The sequence below is a fragment of the Hyella patelloides LEGE 07179 genome (assembly GCF_900659865.1).
In the GTDB taxonomy this organism is placed as follows: Bacteria; Cyanobacteriota; Cyanobacteriia; order Cyanobacteriales; family Xenococcaceae; genus Hyella; species Hyella patelloides.
In genome coordinates this window covers 1-24,794 of record NZ_LR213855.1, presented here as the reverse complement: position 1 = coordinate 24,794, position 24,794 = coordinate 1, and the positions used below count along the sequence as shown (strand labels likewise).

Here is a 24,794-nt window from a genome sequence, read left to right as displayed (position 1 = left end):
AAAAACTTAAAATAGAAACTAAGAAGCTAGATTTACCGCGATCGAGCAATGTTTAATGTCTAATTAGCTGGAGTAACTTATCAGATAATCTAGGTAGATACTCAGAGTGATCGACTGCTACATCCGAATGCTTAAGTGTGTGCTTACTGCTTTGGCGATCGTAATATAACTTCTGGCACAGTAATTAAGAATATTAGACAGAGAATAAATTCTCTGGCTTCTTTTGATTAATTATCGCTCATAATTTCATTTGGGGGAAAGGTAAACTGTGCAGCAGCAGCTACTAAAATAGAATTATCTTGGCGATAAGAGAGTAATCTATCTATCCTTGCTTGATTCCAACCCAAAATAGTGTTAGCTTGTGCGATTAAAGCAGATAAAGCAATACGACGTAACTTTTCGTCTTCACTGTTATTCAAAATAGTTTCTAGCTCGTCAATGTTGACTAAATCACCGCGTCGGTTCACTGTCGCAATAGCATTTATAGCGGTAGTCAAAGCATCAGCGTGTAACTCACCCTTATTACTTAACTCAATTAAAAATTGTCCTACTTCCTTCCAAGGAAGAGATGCAATAGCTAGCTGAATTCGTAAAGAAGCCGTCAGAGGATCGATCGCCATTACTGATAAGATGGCTCTGAGAAGGGGTAAAAATTCTCTACCATACCAGTGTAATCTATTTTGCAGATTTGCGGTCTCGCCGTAGGCGAGTCGCTGCGCGATCGCAATATGTAAACTGCGACGGTTGGGTATGATTTGTTGGATTGCTTCAGAAATAAGTTCGGCATCTCCATAAGTGGCAAACACTGCATTAGCAGCATCGGCAACTTCATCAGGGTAAACCGAGTTTAGGGAATTGAGCAACTGAGGTAATAAAGCACCCTTGGTATCTGTAACGGGTAGTTGATAACAGCGTCGTAAAACAGCAACTCTTAAAGTAGGTTCGGAACGTTTTAAGAGATTTACGAGCAAAGAGATTAATTTGGCTTGTGCTTTATCTGATAGCCCATGAAATCTGGAATGACTGGGTGTTCTGGCTATCATTGTGGCAATTGCTTCATCACCAGATGTTGCTGCTTGTTCTAATACTTCCCAGGTTCGCTCTTTTTCTAGATGTTCCCACAAGGCTCTGAGTAAAGCAATTTTGACATCCCGATGTAAATCTCGTTCGTTCCAAGCCAATAACTCCTGGTATGCTGTTTCTGATGGTAAATCCCCTAACAGGCGCACAATCTCTTTGGCAACGGTAATTTTTTCCCAGGAAGCATTTTGTAAAATGGATACAGCACGTTCTACAGGCATTTCCATCAAGCAAGTACGTAAAGCATATATGGCAATTCTCGCCCTTGCATCATCTAATGCTTCGAGTAAAATAGGTACTCCCTGTCCGCCATCCAAGCTGGATAAAGCCCTTATTGCACGATCTCTCACTGCTTGTTGGGGATTTTTGATACTGGCTAATTGAGTTAGTCTTGTCGGTTCAATAGCGGGTAATAATGACAGTTGTTCGATAGCATTCCACACTGCGGGGGTGTCTCTTTTTCCATCTCTAGTTAACTCATCGAGAGATTTAGCAAAAATAGTTTGTTGTTTGAATGTCCAACGACTGAAGCCTCTGTAAAAGTAGGGTACAAAACGAGTTTTCCCCGTACTAAATTTACCTCTATAAGCAGTTTGTCCCAAAAATGGAGTTAATAAGTCTTGTCGAAAGTTATGCAGATATTGATTAACCACAGACTGAGTAAACCAACTCTTATCCTGTTGGAGTAATTGAGGAATTAGGAATTGTAAGCGATCGCGTCTATAATTGTCTAAGATACTGAGTATCCTAGTAGCATTCCACTTGTCGCGAGTATCGAATAATATTCTCTCTAAAATATCTACCAAACCATCAAAAACTTGTAACCGCTTACCAAAACTAGCAGCAGCTTCAATCAGATTCCATTCTCTTTCTCTGGTTTCCCAAGATTTGAATACAGGTAATAGTATCGGTGCGAGTTGTTGAACTTGACTATTGTTAAGACGATCTTCTAAATTGAAAAAACTTATCTTTCCTCTAGCTTTTACCAACTCAGACAACCATTGAGCCGACCATTGAGCATGAAAAGGTAAAATATTAATCACAATTCGTTGAGCTTCTTTTGCCGTTGCATCACTTAAATCCGCAGCAGTTAAAGCATCGGTTAATATTTCCGCTAAACCTGTAAGATGTTTCTGTTGCCAGATACTATGAGGTAGATTGGCTAACCCTTTAAGCATGGCATTTCTTACTGGGTCTTGTTCGTTACTGCGTTGCTGTATAATTTGCAGTAATTCTGGTAATTGATTGCGATTATACCTAACAGTATCAATTAGAGTTTTGAGAGCTAAAATTCTCAAACTAGCATCGGGATTTTGCAGATAGGGTTTTACTACCTGGCAAGTTTCTGACCAAGGTAAAAAAGCAGCATAGGGAATACGTTGGGTACAACGAGTTGCTATTGCCGATAAATTAAGATGATATCTCGCTTCTTTTTCCCTGATTGTTTGGGGAAACAATTTAACTAGATCGATACTTAAATAACCATCTCGATCTCGCCAACCTCGATAACAATATTCATAGATAGCAATACGTTGTTCTGGTTTTAGCTTTGGCAGCCAAGTACTGAATTGGTCAATTAAATGTAATCGATTTTCAATTAAGTTGATTAAGATATCTTGAGGTAATTTATGAGCTACAGAATTAAAATTGATAGTATAGCGACCAAATTTTCTTTTACTATCTAATTGGGTAACTAACCTCGCTACTTCCACAGGACGATAATAGATTAACTTCTGAAAATTAAGATGAATAAAAGAACGATGATCTATTAAACTTTTGAGCAACTCTAAAGCACTATCTGGAGCTAATTCAGATAATATTGCAATATTATCATTAAAAGCAAAGACAAACTGCCAACTTATACCTTGAGATGTTTTTCGACCATATCTTTGTAAAATAGTAACTGCAATTGTTGGGTGTAGCTTCACCAAATTTCGCCAATCATTTGCTCCTGTACGGTCTAATAAGGTATCCAAATAAAGATTAACAATTTCAGGTGAACCATAAACTAAATATAAAGCTAGTTCTCGATCTTTTTGCTCGATTAATTTACCAATAAAACTATCTATAACCTGCTGACGATTTCTTTTTTTTAAGAAAATAAATAACTGACGACGCTGCTTGTAACCACTAATTTCCAGCGCAGATAAAACTTGAGTATCACTACCCACAACACTAATTAAATTAACCGCTTTCTTACGAACACTACGAGAACTATCCCTGATTGCTGTTAAAACTCTTTCCCCGTCATAACTCCCATAACAAGAATGCATTGCCAACATTCTTTCGTAATGATTACCAGCTTGCAGTTCATCAATAATAGTAGCTGCATTAGGGTCGGTTTTAGCTTGCTTTCCCAACTCAATTACTTGTAAAATGCGATCGCTATGAGTTAAATTCTCTAAAGAGTTGATTAGTTTTGCAGTATTATTGCGATTCAACATTATAAGCAGTTAAGTAAAGAATGAAATGAGTTGATTTATCTTTCTCGAACGATATCATAATTCCTCAATTGACAACCTATCTTGAGGAACATCGGCTAAAGCTTCATCTGGTAACACATAAGAACTAGCAATCAACTTCTCATCCCAATCAATAATTTCAGGAAAAGATATATTCGGTAAAACTTGAACTGCAAAAATTTCTTGTACTGCATCTTCAAAACGCAAAAAAGCAATAGTTTTTCCAGTAAGAATATTGACTACCCAAATTCCGCAAATTCTTTCTTTTAGTCTTTCTGTGAGAGGAATGCCACTAAATACTGCTGTTTCTCTCACTTGAGACAAGCCAATAAAAGCCAGAGAGCCATAAAAATCAATACCACGGGTAAAACCTGGTAATGTAGTTACAGTTTCTAGTTTTCCTGAAGCTGAATTAATTGTTGCTAAAGAACCATTGCCCGATTCCAATATCCACAAGCGATTATCATACCAACGAGGAGAATGAGGCATTGATAAACCAGTAGTAATAATTTCTTCGGTGTCCACATCCATTAAAATACCACCAGTAGCTTTATTCCTGCGCCAACCTCCCATAGTATTTGTTTGACCCAATGCTGTAACATATTTGGGTCGCTCATTAACCATTGCCAAACCATTAAGATGACATCTGTCCTCTGGAGTTAAAGCCGTTACAAAAGAAGGTCGCCAACGAGGAACGAAGCTATACTTGATATTTAGGGTACAAAGACAAGAAAAACGAGTATTGACAAACCATAAATCAGTTTCTCCCCATGACATTTCATGAATATCAATATCTCCTGTAATATGAGCATTTCGAGGAATATAACAAGCATCGTGTCTTCCCAATGGCTCTATTTTAGAAGCAACTGCGGGTATATTATGAAGTTCCCAAATTTGTGAAGCGCAACCAATAGCAATGCGTTCTCGATTAGCAGCTATTCCCATCGGTTTATTGTAAATCCGAAAGTGAGTATTAATGTGTTCGCCATCTTCTCGAAGTACAATTACTTTTCCTGCTTGATAAGTAGATATAACCACAGAAATTTTTAGTTGCTTTAATATTTGAGGAAAGTTGCTGGTATGAACACTCCTCATCGGTTCATTGTTTTGGTTGTTGCCTTGAATCATTAAAGTAGTTTTGCTTTATTAAATATGAAATAGATTATGATGCGCAAATATTGAGCTAATCAATAATTTTAGTTGTTTAACTACGAAGCTATTCAATCAAAACTTGCTACTTTATAATTGCTAATCGCTACTAAAGAAGCCAATAGCTTGTCTGTCATAACTAGTTAGCGTACTACTATGGATAATAATGCTGGTAGTTTGAGCAAATCAGATTTTGTTACAAATTAATTCATTATTTGGCGTTACTGAATCAGGATATGTTTAAAATAAATGTGTTACTTTCTATTTGTTGATTAATGGTAGCATTAGCTAATAACTAACAGCTAATAGCTAATAATATTGATTTCATACTTGAAAATGAGCCACATTTATTTATCCTTGTTCTATTACCAATGAAAAACCATATATTAATTGTTGAAGATGAAGAGAAATTAGCTAAATTTATCAAGCTAGAATTAGAGTATGAAGACTATAAAGTTACTGTTGTCCATGATGGATTAAGCGGTTTAGCCACAGCTAGAGAATCAAACCCTCACCTAATCTTACTTGATTGGATGTTACCTGGTATTTCTGGAGTCGAAATTTGCCGTCGTTTGCGTCAAACAGGAGATAAAGTACCAGTTATTATGTTAACAGCTAAAGACGAAGTAAGCGATCGCGTTGCCGGTTTAGATGCTGGAGCAGATGATTATCTGATTAAACCATTTAGTATCGAAGAATTATTGGCCAGAGTTCGGGCTAATTTGCGCCGTAATCAAGAAGAAGAAGATGCTACTGTACTTCAATTTGCCGATCTAACTTTAAATCGTTCTACCAGAGAAGTCTATCGTAATAATCGTTCAATTGAATTAACCGCTAAAGAATTTGATTTATTAGAATATTTGATTTCCCATCCAAGACAGGTTTTAACTCGCGATCAAATTTTAGAAAGAGTCTGGGGATATGATTTTATGGGAGATTCTAATATTATTGAAGTTTATGTGCGTTACCTACGCTTAAAATTAGAATCAGATCGAGAATCACGACTGATAAAAACTGTTCGTGGTGTTGGTTATGTGTTAAAAGAATAACTTACATTGCTTTTGCTAGAGAGATGTCTATCTTACCAAAATAAATACTAAAAGCGATTAAAAAATGTTCGAGAAATTTAACCATCCAAGGGACATCTTCTAAACTCTTACCTTCGTAACAACTATATAGTTGAGCTAATCTTTGTTCTAAATCTGTTTTTACATGGGGACAAATTAAAACTATTTTAATTAAGAGCATTACTGTTTGAGCAGTACCTAAATTAGAAATTAGTTTAATTAATAAATCATGCTTCTTTTTGTCAGAATTGCTAATAATTAAATGTTGATATAACTTACGAAAAGTTCTTAAGGTGAGATTGTTATTAATAAGTAGTGTATCTGATTGATAATAAATACTATCAAGTAAGTTCCATAACTTTTTTTCAAAATTATAGTTAGGATTTGTTGGTTTAATATTAAAAGTTAAATAAAAATATAAATTGCGTTTAAACTCTCGATAAGATAAATCTCGCTTATTATTGACAACAAATTTGCGAGATAGCTGATAAAGTGTAATTTTTTTATCTATTTTTTTTATATATTGTTTGAGTACTACTCTTAAGTCTTGATTAGAAAGCAATGTTGGGTTAGGACTTCTTCTAATGATTTTACCTGCTCCATGAGAAAATTGTTGAGCTTTGGCAACTTCAATCAATCTAGTACGATAAATGATATGTTGAGCTAGTTGAAGTTCAAAAGACTTAGTACGGGTTACTTGTAAATCGTGAATTAAGTCAGTTAATTCCGTAATGTTCTCTTTTCCTATTAAAAGAGGTTTATATAAATAAGTATAACGAGATAATAAATTATCAACTAAAGTGTTATTATCAGTTTCAATTAAAGGTTTATAATCTAGAATTAGGGCTATTCTCTTGATTTTTTGATGATGCTTTGAATTAACAAATTTTTGAGTTAAAGATAAAAGCTTTCTTTTACGACGACTGTAATAGGTAGAAGTATAATCAACTCGATCGAATAACTGAGTTAATTGTATTATGTATTCCTCATTTTCATTATTTCGCAGCCAATAGTTGATGGCAATATAGAAACAATAGTTTAAAATAAAAAAAAACTTTTCTTGTTTAATCTTAGAACAGATAATATCTTCCATTATATTTCTCACTAAAACATTTTGAGATGTCCCTTCTAAGAAAATACAACGATATTCTAAAATAGATTCTTCTACCGTATGAGTTTTTAAATAATCTCGCAAATACTCATAAATAATTTTTTCTGGATTAACAGTGTTGCAAGATGAATTTTTTTGATTTTTAATCACAATATAACTGTTAAATAATTTTTACTAATGAAAGATCTACTTTTCCCAAGTGGACACTCAAAGCTAATTGTAGATTTTCCAAAGAATTAATTAGCCACGGCACACCGTCTTGAATAAAAGATTCATAATGAGAAAACAAAATAGCAAATCTTTGTTCTAGATAAGGCTTTGCTTTATCGCACAACAACACTATTTTTAAAAGTAATCCAATTACTTTAATTTCTCCTATATGAGCAATCATATCTACAAAAAGATAGTGGTTCATATTATAAATACTGTCAACTACTAAAAATTTTAGTAGCAAAGAACAAGTTCTCAGCAAGGTAAATTCATCTACTTTGTTGGCGTGGATATCGGGTAAAATACTATCTAGATAGTTAAATAATTTAGGATTTAATACCTCTCGACTATAATCACAATTTAGTCCTAAAATTAAATAGTTATAGAGACTTTGTTTCAATTCTTTGTGAGAATTAATATGCACAAAATTATCACGAAATTTTAAAGCTAAACTATGATGAGTATAGCCATTTTCAATTACTCCCAAATATTGGCGTAACCCTCGATCTAATTGACGATCGCTTAATAATGTAGGATTTTTAACTGGCTGAATAATTTTTTTAGGAATTTTGGTTTGTTTATTAGCTTTATATTTACGAACTATCTCAACCAATCGTACTCGGTAGGTAATATAACGAGATAAATCTAATTCATAGCGGTGTTGAATTCCTTTTTGAATATTAGTAATTGTTTGGGTAAACTCATAGCTACTATCTTCTCCTAATAAACATTGTTGATGTAAATAAGGATATCTTTGAATTAATTTTCCTACCGTTTGTTGTTTATAAATATGGCTATTTTCTCGACTTTGCTCGATTAAGTTACCAAGCCGTTTTAATTTTAAATATTGTTCGCTTCCTTTAAAAATAATAATTAAATTTCTGAGCTTACGAGTAGTACGAGATTGAGTAGATCCAGGAGGTAAAGCTAAATCAATTTGATTGACTAATAAAGGAATTTTAATTCTTAAGCGAGGATTAGTTTGCCATTCATTAATAATTAGATGACAACAACGATTAAAAACAAAAGTAAAGTCTTGCTGAGCATTTTCTGAATTGACAATAGCCTCTAGTGCAGCACGAGCTTGAGGACAGTTACAGCCATTACCTTTGATGAATAAATAGCGAAATTTTTCTATAATAAGCTCAGAAGAGTCTCTTTGTAACCATTGCCAAATACTGTCATAAAGTATTTTTTCCTTTTCTTCAATGGAGAAACGATCATAATCAAATTGACCTCTATCTAACATTATTCGCGTTTCCTCAGTAATAGAATGGAAAAATTAGTATACTTTTGATAATAAAAAATATCAATATATATTTATTTTATAGTTATATTATAATTTATAAATTTAATTTTAAATCAATATTTTAAACTCTAGCAAATAGTAAAATTACTTAATTTACTTGCTAAAATTTAGAATCAAAATCCTTATTTTTCCTTATAATTAAATAGAAAGAATCGCTCCTTTGTTTCCTGAATCATATTTCTCCGTATTTTCAACTATGACTGTAGCAATTCCTCTCGTAGAATTACCTAAAATTTTTGTCGATAATCTTACTAAAATAATTGCTAATGATGAGACAAAAATAGCTCAAGGAATCAACACAGATACTCGTCATCTGCAATCGGAAGAAATCTTTTTAGCATTGGTAGGGGAAAAATTTGATGGGCATGATTTTGTAACTACTGCCATAGAGCGAAAAGCGATCGCTATTATTATCAGTCGCGAATTATCTCTAACCACTACAATTCCCCAATTTATCGTTAAAGATACTCTGAAAGCTTATCAGCAAATAGCTCGTTGGTGGCGCGATCGCGTTTCAATTCCCATTATTGGTATTACAGGTTCAGTCGGTAAAACCAGTACAAAAGAATTAATAGCTGCCGTATTAGGTACACAGGGAAAAGTCTTAAAAACCCAGAAAAACTATAACAATGAAATCGGCGTACCCAAAACCCTTTTAGAAATAACCTCAGAACATGATTATGCCGTTATCGAGATGGCAATGCGTGGTAAAGGAGAGATTGCGCTGTTAACAGAGATTGCCCAACCAACTATTGGCGTTATTACTAATGTTGGCACAGCACATATTGGTAGATTAGGCTCAGAAAAAGCGATCGCCGATGCTAAGTGTGAATTACTGGCTACAATGCCTCAAAATAGTACTGCTATCCTTAACCACGACAACCCTCTACTGATAACCACCGCAGCCGAGGTATGGCAAGGCAAAACGATTACCTATGGTTTAGAAGGAGGCGATATTCAAGGACAATTAGTGAACACCCAGACGCTACAAATAGAAAAGGAAAGCTATCCCTTACCCTTATTAGGAATACATAATGCCAGTAACTATTTAGCAGCGATCGCAGTTGCTCAAATATTAGATATTGATTTAGCATTCCTCAAAGCAGGTTTAACTGTGGAATTACCCCAAGGAAGGGCGCGACGCTACCAATTGTATAACGATATTTTACTGCTTGATGAAACCTATAATGCTGGTTTAGAATCGATGCAAGCTGCCTTAAAAATGCTCAAAGAAACCCCTGGCACAAGACATATTGCCGTACTCGGAACAATGAAAGAACTAGGAAACTATGCAGCTAAATTGCATTATAGAATAGGAGAAACAGTAAAAAACTTAAAGATTAATTTACTATTTGTGCTAGCAGATGAGCCAGCAACCGAAGAAATAATTAAAGGAGCAGTAGGCGTTAATGCCGAATGTTTTACAGATCGCCAACAATTAGCTTTAAGATTACAAGAAGTCATGAAAAAAGGCGATCGTATTCTCTTTAAAGCCTCTAACTCTGTTGGTTTAAATCAAGTAGTAGAACAATTAAAATAGTTAGTTGTTAATAGTTGCTTTTATGTTTTTTAATACTCATAGCTAAAAGTCAATAAATAAGTTAAGTAATTAATTATTAATACTTGATGCTTAATTTGATTTATGTTTTTCGACAAGAATGGGCAAATTGTAAATAAGGAGTAGCACTTGCTAAAATATCAACAATAAATCATCTATAAATGCGTGACATTCTAACTTGCTATCAAGTAATAAGTGATTATACTTTGAAAATTATTACTATTAAAAAACATACGTTTATTTGCTTGCTATTACTTGGTTTTATAGGGAGTTTTTTGATTAGTATTCCCTTGAAAATGGCGATCGCTAGCAAGCAAAATCCTCAACCCCAAGCTATTTTAATTCTTGGTGGTAGTCATAAAAGAGAACTCTTTACTGCCCAGTTTGCCCACTTATATCCCAACATTCCTATTTGGCTCTCTTCTGGGGCAGATGATACAATTTCTCGTCAAATTTTTCGTGATGCAGGGATCGATCTCAATAGAGTTTATTTAGATCGTCGCGCTACAGATACCGTGACTAACTTTACTACTTTAGTTAAAGACTTTCAGCAACACAAAATTAAACACATTTATCTAGTTACTTCTGATTATCATATATCTAGAGCTTCTGCCATTGCGACAGTAGTTTTAGGTAGTAAAGGAATTGCTTTTAGTCCTATTAGTGTTCCTGAAGATCGCCCTCGCGAATCTTCATTCAGAATTATGCGAGACACCATAAGAGCTTTTATCTGGATAACTACAGGATATACAGGAGCTAGTTTAAAAGCAGAAAACATAGTAAAAATTTAACTTAAAAATAGTCATAAACATCATGAAAAAACGACTAACTTTAACCTTTCCTCGTTCTACAGTTCAGTTTCCGATTACCTATCGTTTAGCTAAAGATTTTAATATTGCAGCTAATATTATTCGCGCCCAAGTAGCTCCAGATCGCGTAGGAAAGTTAGCAGTAGAATTACAAGGAGATATTGATGCTATTGACGCAGCAATTGAATGGATGCGAAATTTAGAAATTGAAATTTCTTCTGCTAATGGCGAAATTATTATTGATGAAAATCTTTGTGTAGAATGTGGTTTGTGTACGGGGGTTTGTCCGACTCAAGCTTTAACCTTAGATCCTCAATCTTTTCACCTCAAATTTGCTAGAAACCGTTGTATTGTTTGCGAGCAATGTGTCCCTAGTTGTCCTGTAGAAGCTATTACGACAAACATTTAATAGTTAACAGTTACTAGTAATCAGTTAATGAACTGACTGTAGGTAAATAATAATAAGGCAAATATGCCAGAGAATATCCAATAATAAACATCTTTACGCTGATAGTTTTTCTTTTTTTTCTTCATGATTTACCTATTACCCATTACCCATTATCCAAATTACTTGACCTTAAACTGATTAATACTTGCCTCTAATTGTTCTGATACTTGTAGTAACTCTTTAAAAGAAGTAGAAACATCAGTAGCAGAAACAGAAGTTTTATTTGCGATCGCAGCAACTTCTTCCATAGTAGCAGTTACAGTTTGACTATTCTCTGATTGTTCCGTAGCAACTTTGGTAATATCTTCAATTAACAGGTCGATTTCGGAACTTGCTTCAGTAATCTGTTGCAAAGAAAGACGAGTTTCTTTCATTAACTTGCTACCCACCATAATTTCTTGACTATTTTGCTCCATTACTTTGATTGTTTTTTGGGTTTCACCTTGAATTTCTAATACTAGTTTTTCAATATCGCTGGCGGTTTTTGCCGAGCGTGCAGCCAAAGATTGTACTTCATCGGCAACTACTGTAAAACCCATTCCTTCCTCACCAGCACGAGCAGCTTCAATAGAAGCATTAACCGCTAAAACGTTAGTTTGCAAAGCAATTTTACGAATTAGATCCACTGCTTTAGAAATTTTATGGGAAGCCTTACCCAGTTTTTGAACTTGTTCTTTAGCAATAGTTGTAGATTCCCCTAAAGAAACAATTCGCTCTACTGTGGCATTAATCGCCGAATCTCCTTTTTGCACTTTTTCTTGAGCTTGTTTGATGCTGTCTTCAGCTTTAGCAGCATTATTAGCCACTAATCTCATCGATTGCGCCATTTTCTGTACTTGGTCTAAAACAGAAGCAATTTCTTGAGTTTGTTGTAGTGCATCAGCAGAAAGTTGAGTAACTTCTTCTTCGTTACGATTAGTGGTACTAGCTACAGTTTTAGTTACATCTTGTACTTGTAGAATAATCTGACTGAGATTCTCTAAAGTCTGGTTATAAGAATTGGCTACCGCGCCGATTTCATCTTCTGTCACCACAGCGCGAGCGGTTAAATCTCCTTGGCTAACTGGTGCAATTTCTTGTTGTAAAGATTGAATTCTTTGCTGTAGCTGTTTTTCTTTTGATAGTTTTTGACTGTCTAGTAATTGTGCAGCACGATCTTCATACTGAGTTTCCAACTGCGTAAAAGCTTCTTGCAACTGTTTTGCCATCGTGTTCAGAGAATTGGCTAAAATACCTAACTCATCTTGGCTAGTAATCAGAATTTTCTGTTCTAAGTTTCCCTGAGACATTTGATTAGCAACTTGAGTCATTTTTTGTAGAGGTTCGATCAAACGACTTACTAATAACCAAGTAATACCGCCAGCAAAAACAATAGTCAGTAAACCAATCAAAATATCAAGTTGTTGTAGTTTTTTAGCGGGAGTATTAGCTTCTGCTGTTTCTTGTAAGACAATAACACCCCAACCATTGTCAAGGCGTTTTCCTTGAGATATCCATGTCTTTCCAGTATCATCTTGAAACGTGAAATCGCTTTGATTACCAGCTAATAGATTTTGCACGGGAGGAAAACTACTAAGGTTAACTAAGCTATCTCCTGAAATCATTGCCACATCTGGATGAGCAATTACTTGACCCAATCGATCCACTACCAAAGCATAGCCCGTATTACCAATAGTGGTAGCTCCTACTTGCTCGATAACTTGAGTTAAATTATTACAGATATTGGCGATCGCAATGACTGATTTAACCTGACGAATTGGTGCTGCAAAACAAACTGCTGGTTTTTTGCTGGTACTACTAATTAGAGATTGATAAGCAATATCGTTACCAGCTTGAGCCTCTTTAAACCAAGCGCGATCGCTATAATTGTCTAATGCCTTGCCATCACTACGAGCGATACCATTACCATCTGCATTAATAATACTAGCCGTGTAAATGTGTGGATAACTATTTGTAATTGCTTTTAAAAATTTGGTTTGTTGTTGAGGATTAAGACTGGCAATATCTGGCTGTTTACTCAAGTTTTGTACGGCTAGAACATTCATTTGTATCCATTGCTCCACCGCATTTTTCAAAGATTTAGCTTCTAATCTTAAGGTGTCTTCTGTATTTGATGCGATCGTATTGCTAGCGAGAGAACCAGCCAAGGTGATACCCACTAAAACAGGAGATACTACACCTAAAATAACGTATAAAGGAAAACGAAAGCGTAAACTCTGAGATAATGGTAATTTCATAGCCCAAATTAAATTACTGCAACCCAATTATGGTTGTGGCGTAATCAATCAAAAATAATTATAAGTAGTTATTGTCTGTCCTTATACTGCCCAAAAAGATCATCAAACTCTACAAAGGGATATCGATCTCAGTCGTTCGATTCTTGCAATTAGATTTAATATGAAAATTTTAATCGTGGAAGATGAGCTAGAAATTGCCCAATTAATTAAGCAAACCTTAACAAGAGAGAGCTTTACCTGTCAGATTGCCAATAATGGTTTAAAAGCTCTGGAAATGTTTGCTCAACAACCTCCCGACCTCATCATTCTGGATTTAATGCTTCCTGGTTTAGACGGCTTAGAAGTCTGTACTCGTGTACGTCAGCAGAGTAATATAAAAGATCCCTATATCTTGATGTTGACTGCTAGAGGAGAAGAAATAGATCGGGTAATTGGGCTTTCTACTGGTGCAGATGACTATTTAGTAAAGCCTTTTAGTCCCAGAGAATTAGTCGCTAGAGTAAGAGCCTTATTGCGCCGTAGTTTACGTCATGGGGGACAAACCACACAAACACATCAGACGAAACACTTTACAGTAGATTTAGATCGGCGTATAGCGACTTTTAATAATGGAGATACCAAGACTCTTGATTTAACTACTTTAGAATTCAATCTTTTAGCTACCTTTATCAGCTATCCTGGGCGTGTATGGAGTCGTAGTCAGTTAATTGACAAATTGTGGGGTAATGACTTTTTTGGTGATGAAAGAGTAGTTGATACTCATATTAGAAGATTACGTAAAAAAATTGAACCAGATACGACTAATCCGACATTTATTAAAACTGTAGTGGGAGTGGGTTATAAATTTGAAGACGACAAAGATTAATTAGCTAACAATTTTTAAATTGCTCTTAACTTTCTCGTTACCTAAATGCTCCACAATAATACAAGCATCATTCCAATGACTAGCCCTCACACCTGCTAGATTTTATTGGGTACATCATCCTTGGGTCAGGCTCATCACCTGGCTTTTTTTGTTTTGATAGCTTTTTTGTGTTGATTAAATACCAAACTTTTTAGTTAGGATATTTCTGTAATCTTTTTACTCAACTCAATTAAGCAAAGGTGTCTCATGAATTTAAAAAAAATTTTTATTTCCCTAGCAATCGTTTTTACTTTAGCTATTAACCTATTAATTTCTTCTCCTGCTGAAGCTTTAGGGGGTTCTCCTTTATCTGGTTTGATCGCTCTCAAGAATTTAGCCAAAAATGCTACTCCCTACGAAGATGCAGTTACTAATGGCAAACCCACCCTTTTAGAATTTTATGCCGATTGGTGTACTACTTGTCAGGGTATGTCCAGCACAATTGAACAATTAGAAGCTCAATATGGCGATCGCATTAATTTAGTTATGTTAGATATCGACGATCCGCAATGGGATGATTTAGGACAAAAATACAAGGTTACAGGTATTCCTCAATATAATTTTCTCGATGCAGAGGAACATAAAGTAGAAAGCTTTATTGGTCAAGTACCTCAACGTATTTTGGCACAAACATTTGAGCAATTGATTGATAATTAACGATCGGTTGTTAATTATTTTTTGGGCGTTGCTACTTTTGCTCTACCATCCCATAACGGGTGCAACGCCATTTTTGGTTTATCCCATCGCTACCAAGACGAGACTAACTAAAATTAAACTAAATATTATCAACAAACTTCGATTACGGCTACACCATAATTTAAACCCCGCCAAACCCGCAGGATACTTAAACTTGGGGGTTTCTGCTATTAGAGGTTCATTGGCATCATGAAACATGGTGCAAGTCTCAGCATAGGGACGTTGGGGATAGTTACAGCTATCATCTTGGTGATAGTAACAGCGATCGCATAAATAAGTTCCCGTTTCTGCTTGATACAAAGGAATTCCTGGATGTCCGAAACCTTTGAGAAGATTATTACAGTGAGGACATTTGATGGCTTGAGAATCAATACGGCGATCGCATTTAGGACAGTTCATTTTTGTTCGTCGTTAGTTGTTGGTGGTTGGTGGTTAGCGGTTAGAGACGCGAAATAAGAAGTCTGTACAGTGGTTTTTACTTGTTCTCTTGGTTCTCATTCCTTATCCTTCATCCTTTATCCCTAGTTCCCTTAAATTAGGGAAATTTCCGTATTTGATATTCTTTAGATTCGAGCATTTCATAGCTACCTTTACCCATCGCAGACATAAACTTAGCTTCTGTTTCTACCAAAAGTTCCATTGGTACTGCTTTCCACTGTTCGCGGGTTTGCCAACGAATTATCAAAAAAACGCGATCGCTCTGTCCAGGAGCAATCCAAATTTCTTTACCCAAAAACCCATCAGCATCAGCTAATACAGGAGTCCAAATTTTTTCGTCTTCTTCAATAAATTTTTCTCGTAGTTTGGGTTCGACACGAAAACCCAACCATTCAATAACCATAATTAATTAAGTAATAAAGTAACTTAGCTTCATTTTCATAGTAGCTATTCTAGGATGTAGAGTATATTCAAAGTAAAATCGAGGTACGAAACATGAATAATAATGACTGGCTTAAACAACTACTCATGATGGGTATCGGCACAACTTCTCTGGTAGCCGAAAAAATTAAGGAAGCCAGCGAACAGCTAGTTAAAGATGGCAAATTAGATTCTGAAGGAGCAAAAGAGTTTGTTGATGATGTCATGGATCAGTTTAATTCTGATTCTGATAATTTTCAAAAAAATATGGAACGACAAATGAAAAATGTCCTTCAGGATTTGGGTGTTCCCCGTCAAGCAGAAATGGATGAATTGAGAGGACGCATCGATAGATTAGAGCGTCAAATCAGGGATTTAGAGAATAAATCTTGGCGTTAATCTTTTATTAATAATTTAAAAATATTTGTAATTTAAGTAGCAGTTCACCAATTCATCCCTAACAATACTAAGGTATAAATTAGCTACAGTAACCATTGTCAGCTTTATATTCAATATCTCAAGGAGAGTCAATGCTGGAGTTATATCAATTTGAACTATCCCAATACTCAGAAAAAGTACGTTTAATTCTCGATTACAAAGGACTTGAATATCGCAAAATTGAAGTTACTCCAGGCGTTGGACAAGTAGAACTCTTACAAAAATCTGGCAGTAGACAAGTACCAGTTTTAAAAGATGGTAGTACTTACATTGCTGATTCTACAGAAATTGCTTTTTATTTAGATCGTAAGTATCCAGAGAAGCCTATTTTACCAGAAGACCCTTTAGCAAGAGGACAATGCTTATTAATAGAAGAATGGGCTGATGAATCTATTGGTTTAAAAGAACGCAAAGCGTTTATTGGTGCATTAAATCAAAACCAAAGTTTGCGGACAGCTTTTCTACCTCAACAAACTCCTGATGTCTTAAAAAGCCTTGTGGGTGCTATTCCTGGGCAATTATTAGACGTTTTAGGTACTGGTGTTGGTTTTGGCAGGGAAGCAGTTAAAGAAGCGAATAAAGGCTTAAAGCAAGATTTAGAAGCTTTGTGCTTAATTTTAGAAAAGCAACCATATTTAACAGGAAACACTCCTAATCTGGCAGATTTAACTGTGGCTGGTTTAAGTATTTTCTTGAAATTTCCTGAAGGCTCTTATCTGGATATTCCTTCCAGTCTCAAAGGCAAAGGAATTCCTGGTTTAGCCGACAATAGTTCTTTTGATACCTTTTTTGCTTGGCGCGATCTTCTTTATACAGAATATCGTAAGGGTTCTAGCACTCCTACTACTGGTAATTCTGCCCCTACAACTATATCTATTGAGTAAGGATGAGGGATGGCGGTCAGACCCCGCGTTATGCCAATCACGGACTTCCTTCGGTCGCGCGACGGCGAAGCCGAGTCCTAAGGCGGGAGCGGTATCCGTGATAGACGCCGTCAGGCGTTTATACCCGTCGCATCTTCGTATTTATCCCCATCGCATTTGGGGGTTTATGCCCGTCGTTTTGGGTGCAAGCGTCCGACTTAAACTGCGCGGGTTTCTCTCGCAGTCGCGGACTTACCGAACGCTGACCAAGACAGGGATGAGGGATGAGGGATGAGGGAACAAATTACTACTCCCAATTCTCCATTGCCTATTCCCTACTCCTTGAATTAGTTAGCATAATCTTGTGTACAAAAAAATGAAAGTCAATATAAAATCTTGTTTGAGTGATAATTGTGTTGATAGTAGTAGTAGAAATACTCAGCGTCAATTAACGTTAGATATTTCTGCGATCGCAGATAGGCAAGAACAAAGTTTACCTCTCAATCTTTGTCTGATTTTAGACTGTAGTGGCTCAATGACAAATGAACCTCTAGAAACAGTCAAACAAGCAGCCATTTCTATTATTGAAAAATTACACCCAGGCGATCGCTTATCCATAATAGCATTTAATCATAAAGCAAAAGCGATCGTTACTAATCAACCAGTAGGGGATATTATTCATATTAAGCAACAGATTAATCTCTTAAAAGCAGATGGAGGAACATCCATTGATGAGGGTTTAAAGCTAGGAATCAAAGAAATTTCCGCAGGAAAACGTAACGCAGTATCCCATATCTTCCTACTCACTGATGGGGAAAACGAACACGGCGATAATAAACGCTGTTTGAAATTGGCTAGACTAGCCTCAGAATACAAAATTACCATTAATACTTTAGGCTTTGGAGAAAATTGGAATCAAGATGTCTTGGAGCAAATTGCCGACTCTGCAACAGGAGCATTAGCATACATCGAACAACCAAAAAAAGCCATTACCGAATTTGAACAGTTATTCACTCGTTTGCAATCTGTGGGTTTAACTGATGCTCGTTTAACTTTAGAATTAATGCCTGGAGTGAGATTAGCTGAACTCAAGCCCATTGCTCAAGTATCTCCAGAAACAATTGAGTTAACCGTGGTTCCAGATGGTAACTACTTTACCGTTCGTTTAGGGGACATTATGACCGATCGTGAACGTACGATACTAATCAATCTCTACATTGGTCAACTATCCCCAGGACAACATCAAATAGCTGCAATACAAGTAGCTTATGATGCTCCTGCTGCGGGGAAAGAGAATATACATTCCGACATTATTCCCATTGAAGTAAAAGCTAGTACCCATTATCAACCCGAAACTAACTTGCAAGTTAAAAAATCAGTTCTCACCCTCGCTAAGTACCGTCAAACTCAAATTGCGGAAGCCAAGCTGCAATCAGGAGATACCGCAGGAGCAGTTACTATGCTACAAACCGCAGCTAAAACTGCTTTACAGTTGGGTGATGATGCTGGAGCAACTGTTTTACAGCAAAGCGCGACTCGCTTACAAGTAGGAGAAGAACTTTCAGAAGGAGAAAAGAAAAAGACTAGATTAGCTTCCAAAACTATTATCAAAGCCTAAAAAAAGTAATACAATTATACTAGTTAAATAAATGCATATCAAGCCAAAATTGGAGAGTGGGTAATGTTCGCCACACTACCAAAGTCAAGAGCTACCTCTTTTAGTCGCCGTTGCGCTTGAATTACCAAACCCTTAGAGCGATCGTGCAACGGCTCTGCCGAGCCGAGATCGCGTTTTGGCACTTCTCGTCTCCGTTTTTTCTTGGGCAAATTGTAGCATTTTCCTTGAGATAACAAAGATTGACCGATGGATGATGCAGCCTCTAAATTCTAATATAGGCTCCTGGGCCTAAAGGAATACCAAATACAAACCAGATAATAAAAAAGATTGTCCAACCTAAGAGAAAAGCAATGGAGTAAGGCAACATAGTAGCGATTAAAGTACCAATACCCAGATTTTTATCATATTTACTACCAAAGGCAACAATTATAGGGAAATAAGTCATCAATGGGGTAATAATATTAGTAGTCGAATCACCAATGCGATAGGCTAATTGCGTAAATTCTGGTGAGTAGCCGATTAACATTAGCATTGGCACAAACACAGGAGCCATAATATTCCACTTGGCTGAAGCCGAACCAATAAAGAGATTAATAAAAGCACTGACTAAGATAAAAGATATCAGCAAAGGAATGCCCGTAAATCCTGTTGTTTCTAATAATTCTGCTCCTTTGACAGCTAGAATTAATCCCAGATTAGTCCAGCCAAAATAAGCAACAAATTGAGCAGCAAAAAAAGATAAAGCCATATAGTATCCCATACCGCTCATGGAATCACCCAAAGCTTGAGAAATGTCTTTGTCACTTTTAATTGTTCCAGTGACTACACCATAGACAATACCAGGAATCAAGAAAGCCAACATAATAATCGGGACAATACCTGTTAAAAAAGGAGAGGGAATAATAGTAAAAGTTTCTGGCTCTCTTAGAATGCCTTGGGGAGGTAACAACATCACCATGAAAAAAGCCAATAACCCTAGAAAAGAAAATCCCGCCCACTTTAAGCCTTTGGTTTCTGCTGCACTCAAACGTTCAATTTCGACATTCTTTTCTCCTTGAAAATTACCCAGGCGAGGTTCGACGATTTTGTCTGTGATGTACCAACCGATGAGAGTAATTAAAAAGGTGGAAGCTGCCATAAAATAATAGTTGGCAGCAGAATTGACTGTATAGTCTGGATTAATTAACTGTGCTGAACCCTGGGTAATTCCAGCGAGTAGAGGTTCGAGAGTTCCAATCAGTAAATTAGCACTGTAACCTCCAGAAACTCCAGCAAAAGCAGCAGCTAACCCAGCTATGGGATGACGACCAAAAGCGAGAAATACTAAAGCCCCCAAAGGAGTTAAAACTACATAACCAGCATCACTAGCAACGTTGGATATTACCCCTGCAAAAACTATCACAGGAGAGATAATTGCAGCAGGGGCTACAAGTACTCCTTGACGTAACAGCGCAGATAGCAATCCCGTCGATTCTGCTACTCCCACACCTAACATGGCTACTAAAACTGTTCCTAAAGGAGGAAATTCAACAAAGTTATTGACTGCTTCTGTAACTATCTGACGGATACCATCAGGAGTTAGTAATGAGACTGCTGCAACAACTTCTCCCGTACCAGGATGTTCTACTGAGAGATTAGCCGAGCCTACGACACCACTAATAATTACAATAGCTACAGATAGCAGGAAAAATAGTGTAATAGGATCTGGTAATTTATTACCAACAGTTTCGACAAAGCCTAAAGCTTTGTCTAAGAAAGATGGTTTTTTATGTGATAGAGATTCTTTATTTTGTGGCGGAGATTTTTTTTCCGAAGATTTCATATTAGCGATTAAAGTAAATAAGGATAAACGATGAACGAATCAGATTTTAAAAGCAATAAGAATAAACGAAAAACGATGAAATAATAAATTGCATCTACTTCATAATTCACAGTTCAAAAGCTTCATAATTCATTATTCATCATTCATACTTACTTTGAGGTCTTGATTACTCAAGTCTTTGTTTAAGCTGTTTTCTAAATTCGTCTTGTTGCTCCACCGAACCTATAAGAAGGAATCCTAATCTGCCAACAAGTATACTGCCCCAGTTATATAAAATTACCCCTGTATCAGTGCTGCGCTCGTATTCTAGACCGCTAAGATCGATATCATCTAGGGAACGATATTTGGTGACAAAATTGTCGCTAGACCAACTTTTGATGTTTAATTTTTGAGCGATTCCCGTAGGATAAGAAGCTCCATTAAAGCGAGGATTGCACTCAATAGCAAAGTAGTCGATATCGTTTTCTTTTTTGACTACCGCCACATCAAAAGCAAAAATCCCTTTCATCCCTTTTTCCGCCATCCATTGCGCCATTGGCTCGACTAATTCCCAAGGTTCATAAGCTGTAGGATAACGATTACCTTGGTGAGAAAAACCATCTAATACTTGTTCTGTAGCAGCTAAAGGTTCAACATTTTTATTTTTGACTTGGTATTGTAGATTAAGAAACTTATAAGCAGTTACTTCTTGCTGTAACTGTAGAGGTATACCATCTTCTAACTTACTTAGTGCTTCATGTAGTTCCTCTGGGTTTTCGCAGCGAAAAATACCCGCACCATCTACTGAAACCGCAGGTTTGAGATAGCAAGGATAGGGAAGATCGCTGTAATTTTGTGGAAGTTGTGTTCCATTATCAGCACAAAAAGTTAGAGGAACATGAACATTTAACTCTTTTGCCAAATGAATAAAATTGTTTTTGGAGTTGATAAACTCAACCACATTTTGCCATTCTTGATTGCGCTCGCGAAACCAATCTTCATCTTCACTATCTTCGTGAAGAGCGTCACCAAAAATATATACTGATGGCTCGTAGTCTGGATATTTTTTCAATTGCTGAAACGAGACATCCCAAATCGGATTATGAGAGTGGCTTAAACCAATATTGCGATAGTGATCGGTAATTGATGTCCATTGGGATTTTAAGTCAGGATAGATCTGAATCAGATCGTCAGGTTCGGTCATGCCTAATACCCTACCAGAATATAGGTAGTTGCCAATTACAGCATCACTGGTACAGTGCATGATGTCGTGATTAAAAATTTTTTTCCCACTCATTTTTATCTCGAAGTCAAAATTGTGATGTTATTTCTTCAAATTGACCTAAATAGGTATTTTCAACTGTAGCTAAATAAACAATTTACTAATTTGATCGATGGTGTTTACAAAATTTGATTAAATTCTAAACCGTATTTCTAGTTACAAATGTCAATTGTAGTTGGCTTCTACTATGGTTTAGTTATATGAGATACTGCCCATTACCATGTTGCTATCAGAAATTGCTCGCGATCGCGGAATTCGTTACTTCCTGATCTCTTTTACCGATTTATTTGGGGTACAGAGGGCGAAACTTGTTCCTGCTCAAAGTATTGATGAGATGGCGGAAAATGGGGCTGGTTTTGCAGGATTTGCTGCTTGGTTAGATATGACTCCCGCCGATCCTGATATGTTGGCAATACCCGATGCCAATAGTTTATTTCAACTGCCTTGGCAACCAGATGTTGCCTGGATGCCAGCCGATCTCTATGGAGTTGACGGAGAGCCAATAATGCAGACTCCTAGGTTGGTACTCAAACGAATGCTTAAAGAAGCCTCTAAACGAGGATACACCATTAAAACAGGCGTTGAATGTGAATATTTTTTGTTATCGGGTAAGGAGCATCAAATTTCGGATAGTCGCGATCGCGTGGTTAAACCCTGCTACGATCAACAGGCATTGATGCGTCGTTATGATGTGGTGAGTGAAATCTGCGATGGAATGTTGTCTATGGGGTGGAAGCCTTACCAAAACGATCATGAGGATGCTAACGGACAGTTTGAAATGAACTGGAATTATAGTGATGCTTTGGTTACCGCAGATCGTCATGCTTTTTTTAAGTATATGGTGAAAAGCATTGCTGAAAAACATGGTTTTCGCGCTACCTTTATGCCTAAGCCTTTTGCTAACCTCACTGGGAATGGCTGTCATGCTCATATCTCTGTGTGGGATAGTTTGGGTAAAACTAATTTATTTTTACCAGAAGATGTCGAGGGAGAATCAGAGCTTTCCACCTTAGCTTATCAATTTATTGGTGGTGTACTAAATTCAGCTTCCGCTTTGTGTGCTTTTACCAATCCTGCTATCAACTCTTACAAGCGCATTAATTCTCCTAGTACTTTATCAGGCGCAACTTGGTCGCCCAATACTATTAGCTATAGTGGTAATAATCGCACCCACATGATTCGGATTCCCGATGCAGGAAGATTTGAATTACGTCTTGCTGATGGTGCAGCCAATCCTTATTTACTTCCCGCAGCCATGATTGCAACAGGATTACACGGTATCGATCTTCAAATAGATCCAGGCGATCGTTATGATAACAACAGCTACACCGATCCTTTACCATCAGATAAGGTTAAACGTCTTCCCGCTAATTTATTAGATGCTTTACGCTGTTTAGAATCAAATGAAGTGTTTGCGGAAGCTTTTGGTAAATCTTTTGTTGCTTCTTACTTAAAATTAAAATATCAACAATGGAATGATTATAGTAATTCCATTACCAATTGGGAATTAGATCGCACTCTTGACTGTTAAGAAATGAGCAGAAAAGTCCGAGCAAAGAAAAATAGCTAGAAACGATTGATAATTCTCGGATAAGGCGATCTCCTGTGAGAATAAGTAATGTTCGATCGAGGTTGATTCCCCTTATACCAATTCTCGCGCACTAGCTAGGGTCGGCACGAAAAAGTGAGGGCACGTCTTTGGAGGTTTCCTCCAAAGCTCGTGATGTCTGTTTTCTCTGAGAGTAGTTAATGAGTAATAAATAATGGATTTAAGCTGATAAGTAGCTAGGTGGAATTAAATATAAAACGCTCTATCTGACAATTACCTATTTCAGCACGATTTTTCATTCCTTGTATGACAGTCATGGCTAAATCATATTCATTATCAAACATCTGTCCTGCAATTTCATGGCTTTTGAGTTGATGCCATTGTGTTTCAATATCGTTCATGTCAGGACAATAGGGAGGTAAGAAAAACAACAACAATCCTGGCTCTGCCCAATCTGACCAAGAGGCGCGAACTTCCTGGCTTTTGTGGATCGGACTGTTATCTTGGACAATAACTGTAAGTTTTCCTGTTTCTTGAAGGTTAGATGCTGCTTTTTGAGCTATCCAATCCATCACTTTGATATAGCTTTTTCCTTTGAAGCCTCCTTGAACAAGACCATACTCAAAAATTTCTCCTGCTTGCCATAAGCCTAAAATGCTAATCCTCGAACCATATTGTTTTCGAGTTTGTTCCATCACTTTTTGCTGACCGATTTGGCTGTAGCTATAGCTAACTGGACTCCACAAACGCTCATCCTGCTTCATCTAAATATTTTAAGTCTATATAACCTTCAACTGCTGCCATTTTTAGCATAGCTAGATCGGCTTTCTTAATCTGTTTGAGTTGTTGATTCTGCTTTTTTCTATTGCTATGTCTAGTTCTTTTCCAACGATATCTTTTTTTTTTAGTATTCGTCTTAAGCGATCGCTACTTAGATTGACACCTCGCTCTTGTTGAAGTTTCTCGACTAACTGAACGCTATTGTAGGTTCGTTTTTCTTCCTTGATACAAGCCTCTATATATTCAAGGTCTTCTGCTTTCCATTTCTGTTTTGCTCCTCGCCCTGAAGCTGACCACAATCCTACTAGCCCTTTCTTCTCCCAGCGTTTTATTGTCGCTCTGACTGTATGTTCGTGACAATTAAATATCTGAGCAATTTCTGGCACATTTTTACCTTGAGCATTCAACTTGAGCATTTGCGCTCGATTGCGAGTTCTGTAAGGTACAGAGCTTGCTTGATTTCACGAAGTCAGAAATCTGAAGTCGTGATGTCAGTCGTTTTACCTCTGAGGCGAAGGAGCGAGGATTCAATACTTGAATATATTTTGTTTCTCTTCGCCTAAAA

Annotated in this window: 21 protein-coding genes and 1 pseudogene; 10 read left to right on the top strand and 12 right to left on the bottom strand. The window is 36.6% G+C overall.

Features of this window, described 5'->3' with window-relative positions; translation table 11 throughout:
- Window positions 1–227: 227 nt before the first annotated feature.
- On the bottom strand, window positions 228–3,524 hold the full coding sequence (locus H1P_RS15250) for a HEAT repeat domain-containing protein (protein ID WP_144868612.1): 3,297 nt from the start codon (window positions 3,522–3,524) through the stop codon (window positions 228–230).
- A 54-nt stretch (window positions 3,525–3,578) separates the two neighbouring features.
- On the bottom strand, window positions 3,579–4,670 hold the full coding sequence (locus H1P_RS15245) for a TIGR03032 family protein (RefSeq protein WP_246141715.1): 1,092 nt from the start codon (window positions 4,668–4,670) through the stop codon (window positions 3,579–3,581).
- A gap of 392 nt (window positions 4,671–5,062) precedes the next feature.
- On the opposite strand from H1P_RS15245, the gene H1P_RS15240 reads away from it, so the two are divergent.
- Window positions 5,063–5,740: a response regulator transcription factor gene (locus tag H1P_RS15240; RefSeq protein WP_144868610.1), complete on the top strand. Its 678-nt coding sequence runs from the start codon at window positions 5,063–5,065 to the stop codon at window positions 5,738–5,740.
- Between the two features lies 1 nt (window position 5,741).
- On the opposite strand, the gene H1P_RS15235 is transcribed toward H1P_RS15240, so the two are convergent.
- Together H1P_RS15235 and H1P_RS15230 are read right to left on the bottom strand one after the other, a co-directional pair.
- Complete coding sequence (locus tag H1P_RS15235; protein ID WP_144868608.1) at window positions 5,742–7,019, bottom strand: hypothetical protein; 1,278 nt, start codon at window positions 7,017–7,019, stop codon at window positions 5,742–5,744.
- A 10-nt stretch (window positions 7,020–7,029) separates the two neighbouring features.
- Entirely contained in the window at window positions 7,030–8,328 is a 1,299-nt protein-coding gene (locus tag H1P_RS15230) for a hypothetical protein (RefSeq protein WP_144868606.1), read from the bottom strand.
- 256 nt (window positions 8,329–8,584) lie between these two features.
- Between H1P_RS15230 and H1P_RS15225 the strand changes: the two genes are divergently transcribed.
- The 3 genes from H1P_RS15225 (at window position 8,585) to H1P_RS15215 (ending at window position 11,164) form a co-directional block, all read left to right on the top strand.
- A complete protein-coding gene (locus H1P_RS15225) occupies window positions 8,585–9,928 on the top strand; it encodes a UDP-N-acetylmuramoyl-tripeptide--D-alanyl-D-alanine ligase (protein WP_144868603.1) in 1,344 nt (447 codons plus the stop codon).
- 179 nt (window positions 9,929–10,107) lie between these two features.
- Window positions 10,108–10,737 carry a YdcF family protein gene (locus H1P_RS15220; RefSeq protein ID WP_144868601.1) on the top strand — a complete coding sequence of 210 codons (630 nt, stop codon included), beginning with the start codon at window positions 10,108–10,110 and terminating at the stop codon, window positions 10,735–10,737.
- A gap of 22 nt (window positions 10,738–10,759) precedes the next feature.
- Window positions 10,760–11,164: an NIL domain-containing protein gene (locus tag H1P_RS15215; RefSeq protein ID WP_144868599.1), complete on the top strand. Its 405-nt coding sequence runs from the start codon at window positions 10,760–10,762 to the stop codon at window positions 11,162–11,164.
- A gap of 158 nt (window positions 11,165–11,322) precedes the next feature.
- Here the strand turns inward: H1P_RS15215 and H1P_RS15210 are convergent, their stop codons facing one another.
- A complete protein-coding gene (locus H1P_RS15210; protein ID WP_144868597.1) occupies window positions 11,323–13,440 on the bottom strand; it encodes a methyl-accepting chemotaxis protein in 2,118 nt (705 codons plus the stop codon).
- Window positions 13,441–13,600: 160 nt separating this feature from the next.
- Here H1P_RS15210 and H1P_RS15205 point away from each other — a divergent pair, with 160 nt between their 5' ends.
- A complete protein-coding gene (locus H1P_RS15205; RefSeq protein ID WP_144868595.1) occupies window positions 13,601–14,305 on the top strand; it encodes a response regulator transcription factor in 705 nt (234 codons plus the stop codon).
- A 246-nt stretch (window positions 14,306–14,551) separates the two neighbouring features.
- Window positions 14,552–15,001 carry a thioredoxin domain-containing protein gene (locus tag H1P_RS15200; RefSeq protein WP_144868593.1) on the top strand — a complete coding sequence of 150 codons (450 nt, stop codon included), beginning with the start codon at window positions 14,552–14,554 and terminating at the stop codon, window positions 14,999–15,001.
- A gap of 78 nt (window positions 15,002–15,079) precedes the next feature.
- Here the strand turns inward: H1P_RS15200 and H1P_RS15195 are convergent, their stop codons facing one another.
- Both H1P_RS15195 and H1P_RS15190 read right to left on the bottom strand, forming a co-directional pair.
- Entirely contained in the window at window positions 15,080–15,439 is a 360-nt protein-coding gene (locus H1P_RS15195) for a zinc ribbon domain-containing protein (protein WP_144868591.1), read from the bottom strand.
- 136 nt (window positions 15,440–15,575) lie between these two features.
- Window positions 15,576–15,881 (bottom strand): TIGR03792 family protein, encoded by a 306-nt coding sequence (locus H1P_RS15190; protein WP_144868589.1) that lies wholly within the window; start codon window positions 15,879–15,881, stop codon window positions 15,576–15,578.
- A 92-nt stretch (window positions 15,882–15,973) separates the two neighbouring features.
- Here H1P_RS15190 and H1P_RS15185 point away from each other — a divergent pair, with 92 nt between their 5' ends.
- The 3 genes from H1P_RS15185 (at window position 15,974) to H1P_RS15175 (ending at window position 18,817) form a co-directional block, all read left to right on the top strand.
- Window positions 15,974–16,297 carry a phasin family protein gene (locus H1P_RS15185; protein ID WP_144868587.1) on the top strand — a complete coding sequence of 108 codons (324 nt, stop codon included), beginning with the start codon at window positions 15,974–15,976 and terminating at the stop codon, window positions 16,295–16,297.
- 131 nt (window positions 16,298–16,428) lie between these two features.
- A complete protein-coding gene (locus H1P_RS15180) occupies window positions 16,429–17,220 on the top strand; it encodes a glutathione S-transferase family protein (RefSeq protein ID WP_144868585.1) in 792 nt (263 codons plus the stop codon).
- Between the two features lie 355 nt (window positions 17,221–17,575).
- Window positions 17,576–18,817, top strand: a complete 1,242-nt coding sequence (locus tag H1P_RS15175; protein WP_144868583.1) for a vWA domain-containing protein — start codon at window positions 17,576–17,578, stop codon at window positions 18,815–18,817.
- A 38-nt stretch (window positions 18,818–18,855) separates the two neighbouring features.
- Here the strand turns inward: H1P_RS15175 and H1P_RS36130 are convergent, their stop codons facing one another.
- From H1P_RS36130 to H1P_RS15165, 3 genes are all read right to left on the bottom strand, one after another.
- A complete protein-coding gene (locus tag H1P_RS36130; protein WP_186375981.1) occupies window positions 18,856–19,026 on the bottom strand; it encodes a hypothetical protein in 171 nt (56 codons plus the stop codon).
- Between the two features lie 53 nt (window positions 19,027–19,079).
- Complete coding sequence (locus H1P_RS15170) at window positions 19,080–20,639, bottom strand: AbgT family transporter (RefSeq protein ID WP_144868581.1); 1,560 nt, start codon at window positions 20,637–20,639, stop codon at window positions 19,080–19,082.
- 166 nt (window positions 20,640–20,805) lie between these two features.
- On the bottom strand, window positions 20,806–21,915 hold the full coding sequence (locus H1P_RS15165; RefSeq protein ID WP_144868579.1) for an ATP-grasp domain-containing protein: 1,110 nt from the start codon (window positions 21,913–21,915) through the stop codon (window positions 20,806–20,808).
- 205 nt (window positions 21,916–22,120) lie between these two features.
- Between H1P_RS15165 and glnT the strand changes: the two genes are divergently transcribed.
- Window positions 22,121–23,431: a type III glutamate--ammonia ligase gene (gene glnT / locus H1P_RS15160; RefSeq protein ID WP_144868577.1), complete on the top strand. Its 1,311-nt coding sequence runs from the start codon at window positions 22,121–22,123 to the stop codon at window positions 23,429–23,431.
- 254 nt (window positions 23,432–23,685) lie between these two features.
- On the opposite strand, the gene H1P_RS15155 is transcribed toward glnT, so the two are convergent.
- Window positions 23,686–24,213, bottom strand: a complete 528-nt coding sequence (locus H1P_RS15155; protein ID WP_144868575.1) for a transposase — start codon at window positions 24,211–24,213, stop codon at window positions 23,686–23,688.
- Between the two features lie 51 nt (window positions 24,214–24,264).
- Window positions 24,265–24,657 (bottom strand): annotated as a pseudogene (locus H1P_RS15150) (helix-turn-helix domain-containing protein); the annotation flags it as partial.
- Between the last annotated feature and the right edge of the window lie 137 nt (window positions 24,658–24,794).

Excerpts from the sequence above, each read along its gene's own strand:
- H1P_RS15250 (WP_144868612.1), bottom strand. The coding sequence starts at position 3,524 with ATGTTGAATCGCAATAATACTGCAAAACTAATCAACTCTTTAGAGAAT.
- H1P_RS15245 (WP_246141715.1), bottom strand. The coding sequence starts at position 4,670 with ATGATTCAAGGCAACAACCAAAACAATGAACCGATGAGGAGTGTTCAT.
- H1P_RS15240 (WP_144868610.1), top strand. The coding sequence starts at position 5,063 with ATGAAAAACCATATATTAATTGTTGAAGATGAAGAGAAATTAGCTAAA.
- H1P_RS15230 (WP_144868606.1), bottom strand. The coding sequence starts at position 8,328 with ATGTTAGATAGAGGTCAATTTGATTATGATCGTTTCTCCATTGAAGAA.
- H1P_RS15225 (WP_144868603.1), top strand. The coding sequence starts at position 8,585 with ATGACTGTAGCAATTCCTCTCGTAGAATTACCTAAAATTTTTGTCGAT.
- H1P_RS15220 (WP_144868601.1), top strand. The coding sequence starts at position 10,108 with ATGCGTGACATTCTAACTTGCTATCAAGTAATAAGTGATTATACTTTG.
- H1P_RS15215 (WP_144868599.1), top strand. The coding sequence starts at position 10,760 with ATGAAAAAACGACTAACTTTAACCTTTCCTCGTTCTACAGTTCAGTTT.
- H1P_RS15210 (WP_144868597.1), bottom strand. The coding sequence starts at position 13,440 with ATGAAATTACCATTATCTCAGAGTTTACGCTTTCGTTTTCCTTTATAC.
- H1P_RS15205 (WP_144868595.1), top strand. The coding sequence starts at position 13,601 with ATGAAAATTTTAATCGTGGAAGATGAGCTAGAAATTGCCCAATTAATT.
- H1P_RS15200 (WP_144868593.1), top strand. The coding sequence starts at position 14,552 with ATGAATTTAAAAAAAATTTTTATTTCCCTAGCAATCGTTTTTACTTTA.
- H1P_RS15195 (WP_144868591.1), bottom strand. The coding sequence starts at position 15,439 with ATGAACTGTCCTAAATGCGATCGCCGTATTGATTCTCAAGCCATCAAA.
- H1P_RS15190 (WP_144868589.1), bottom strand. The coding sequence starts at position 15,881 with ATGGTTATTGAATGGTTGGGTTTTCGTGTCGAACCCAAACTACGAGAA.
- H1P_RS15185 (WP_144868587.1), top strand. The coding sequence starts at position 15,974 with ATGAATAATAATGACTGGCTTAAACAACTACTCATGATGGGTATCGGC.
- H1P_RS15180 (WP_144868585.1), top strand. The coding sequence starts at position 16,429 with ATGCTGGAGTTATATCAATTTGAACTATCCCAATACTCAGAAAAAGTA.
- H1P_RS15175 (WP_144868583.1), top strand. The coding sequence starts at position 17,576 with ATGAAAGTCAATATAAAATCTTGTTTGAGTGATAATTGTGTTGATAGT.
- H1P_RS15170 (WP_144868581.1), bottom strand. The coding sequence starts at position 20,639 with ATGAAATCTTCGGAAAAAAAATCTCCGCCACAAAATAAAGAATCTCTA.
- H1P_RS15165 (WP_144868579.1), bottom strand. The coding sequence starts at position 21,915 with ATGAGTGGGAAAAAAATTTTTAATCACGACATCATGCACTGTACCAGT.
- glnT (WP_144868577.1), top strand. The coding sequence starts at position 22,121 with ATGTTGCTATCAGAAATTGCTCGCGATCGCGGAATTCGTTACTTCCTG.
- H1P_RS15155 (WP_144868575.1), bottom strand. The coding sequence starts at position 24,213 with ATGAAGCAGGATGAGCGTTTGTGGAGTCCAGTTAGCTATAGCTACAGC.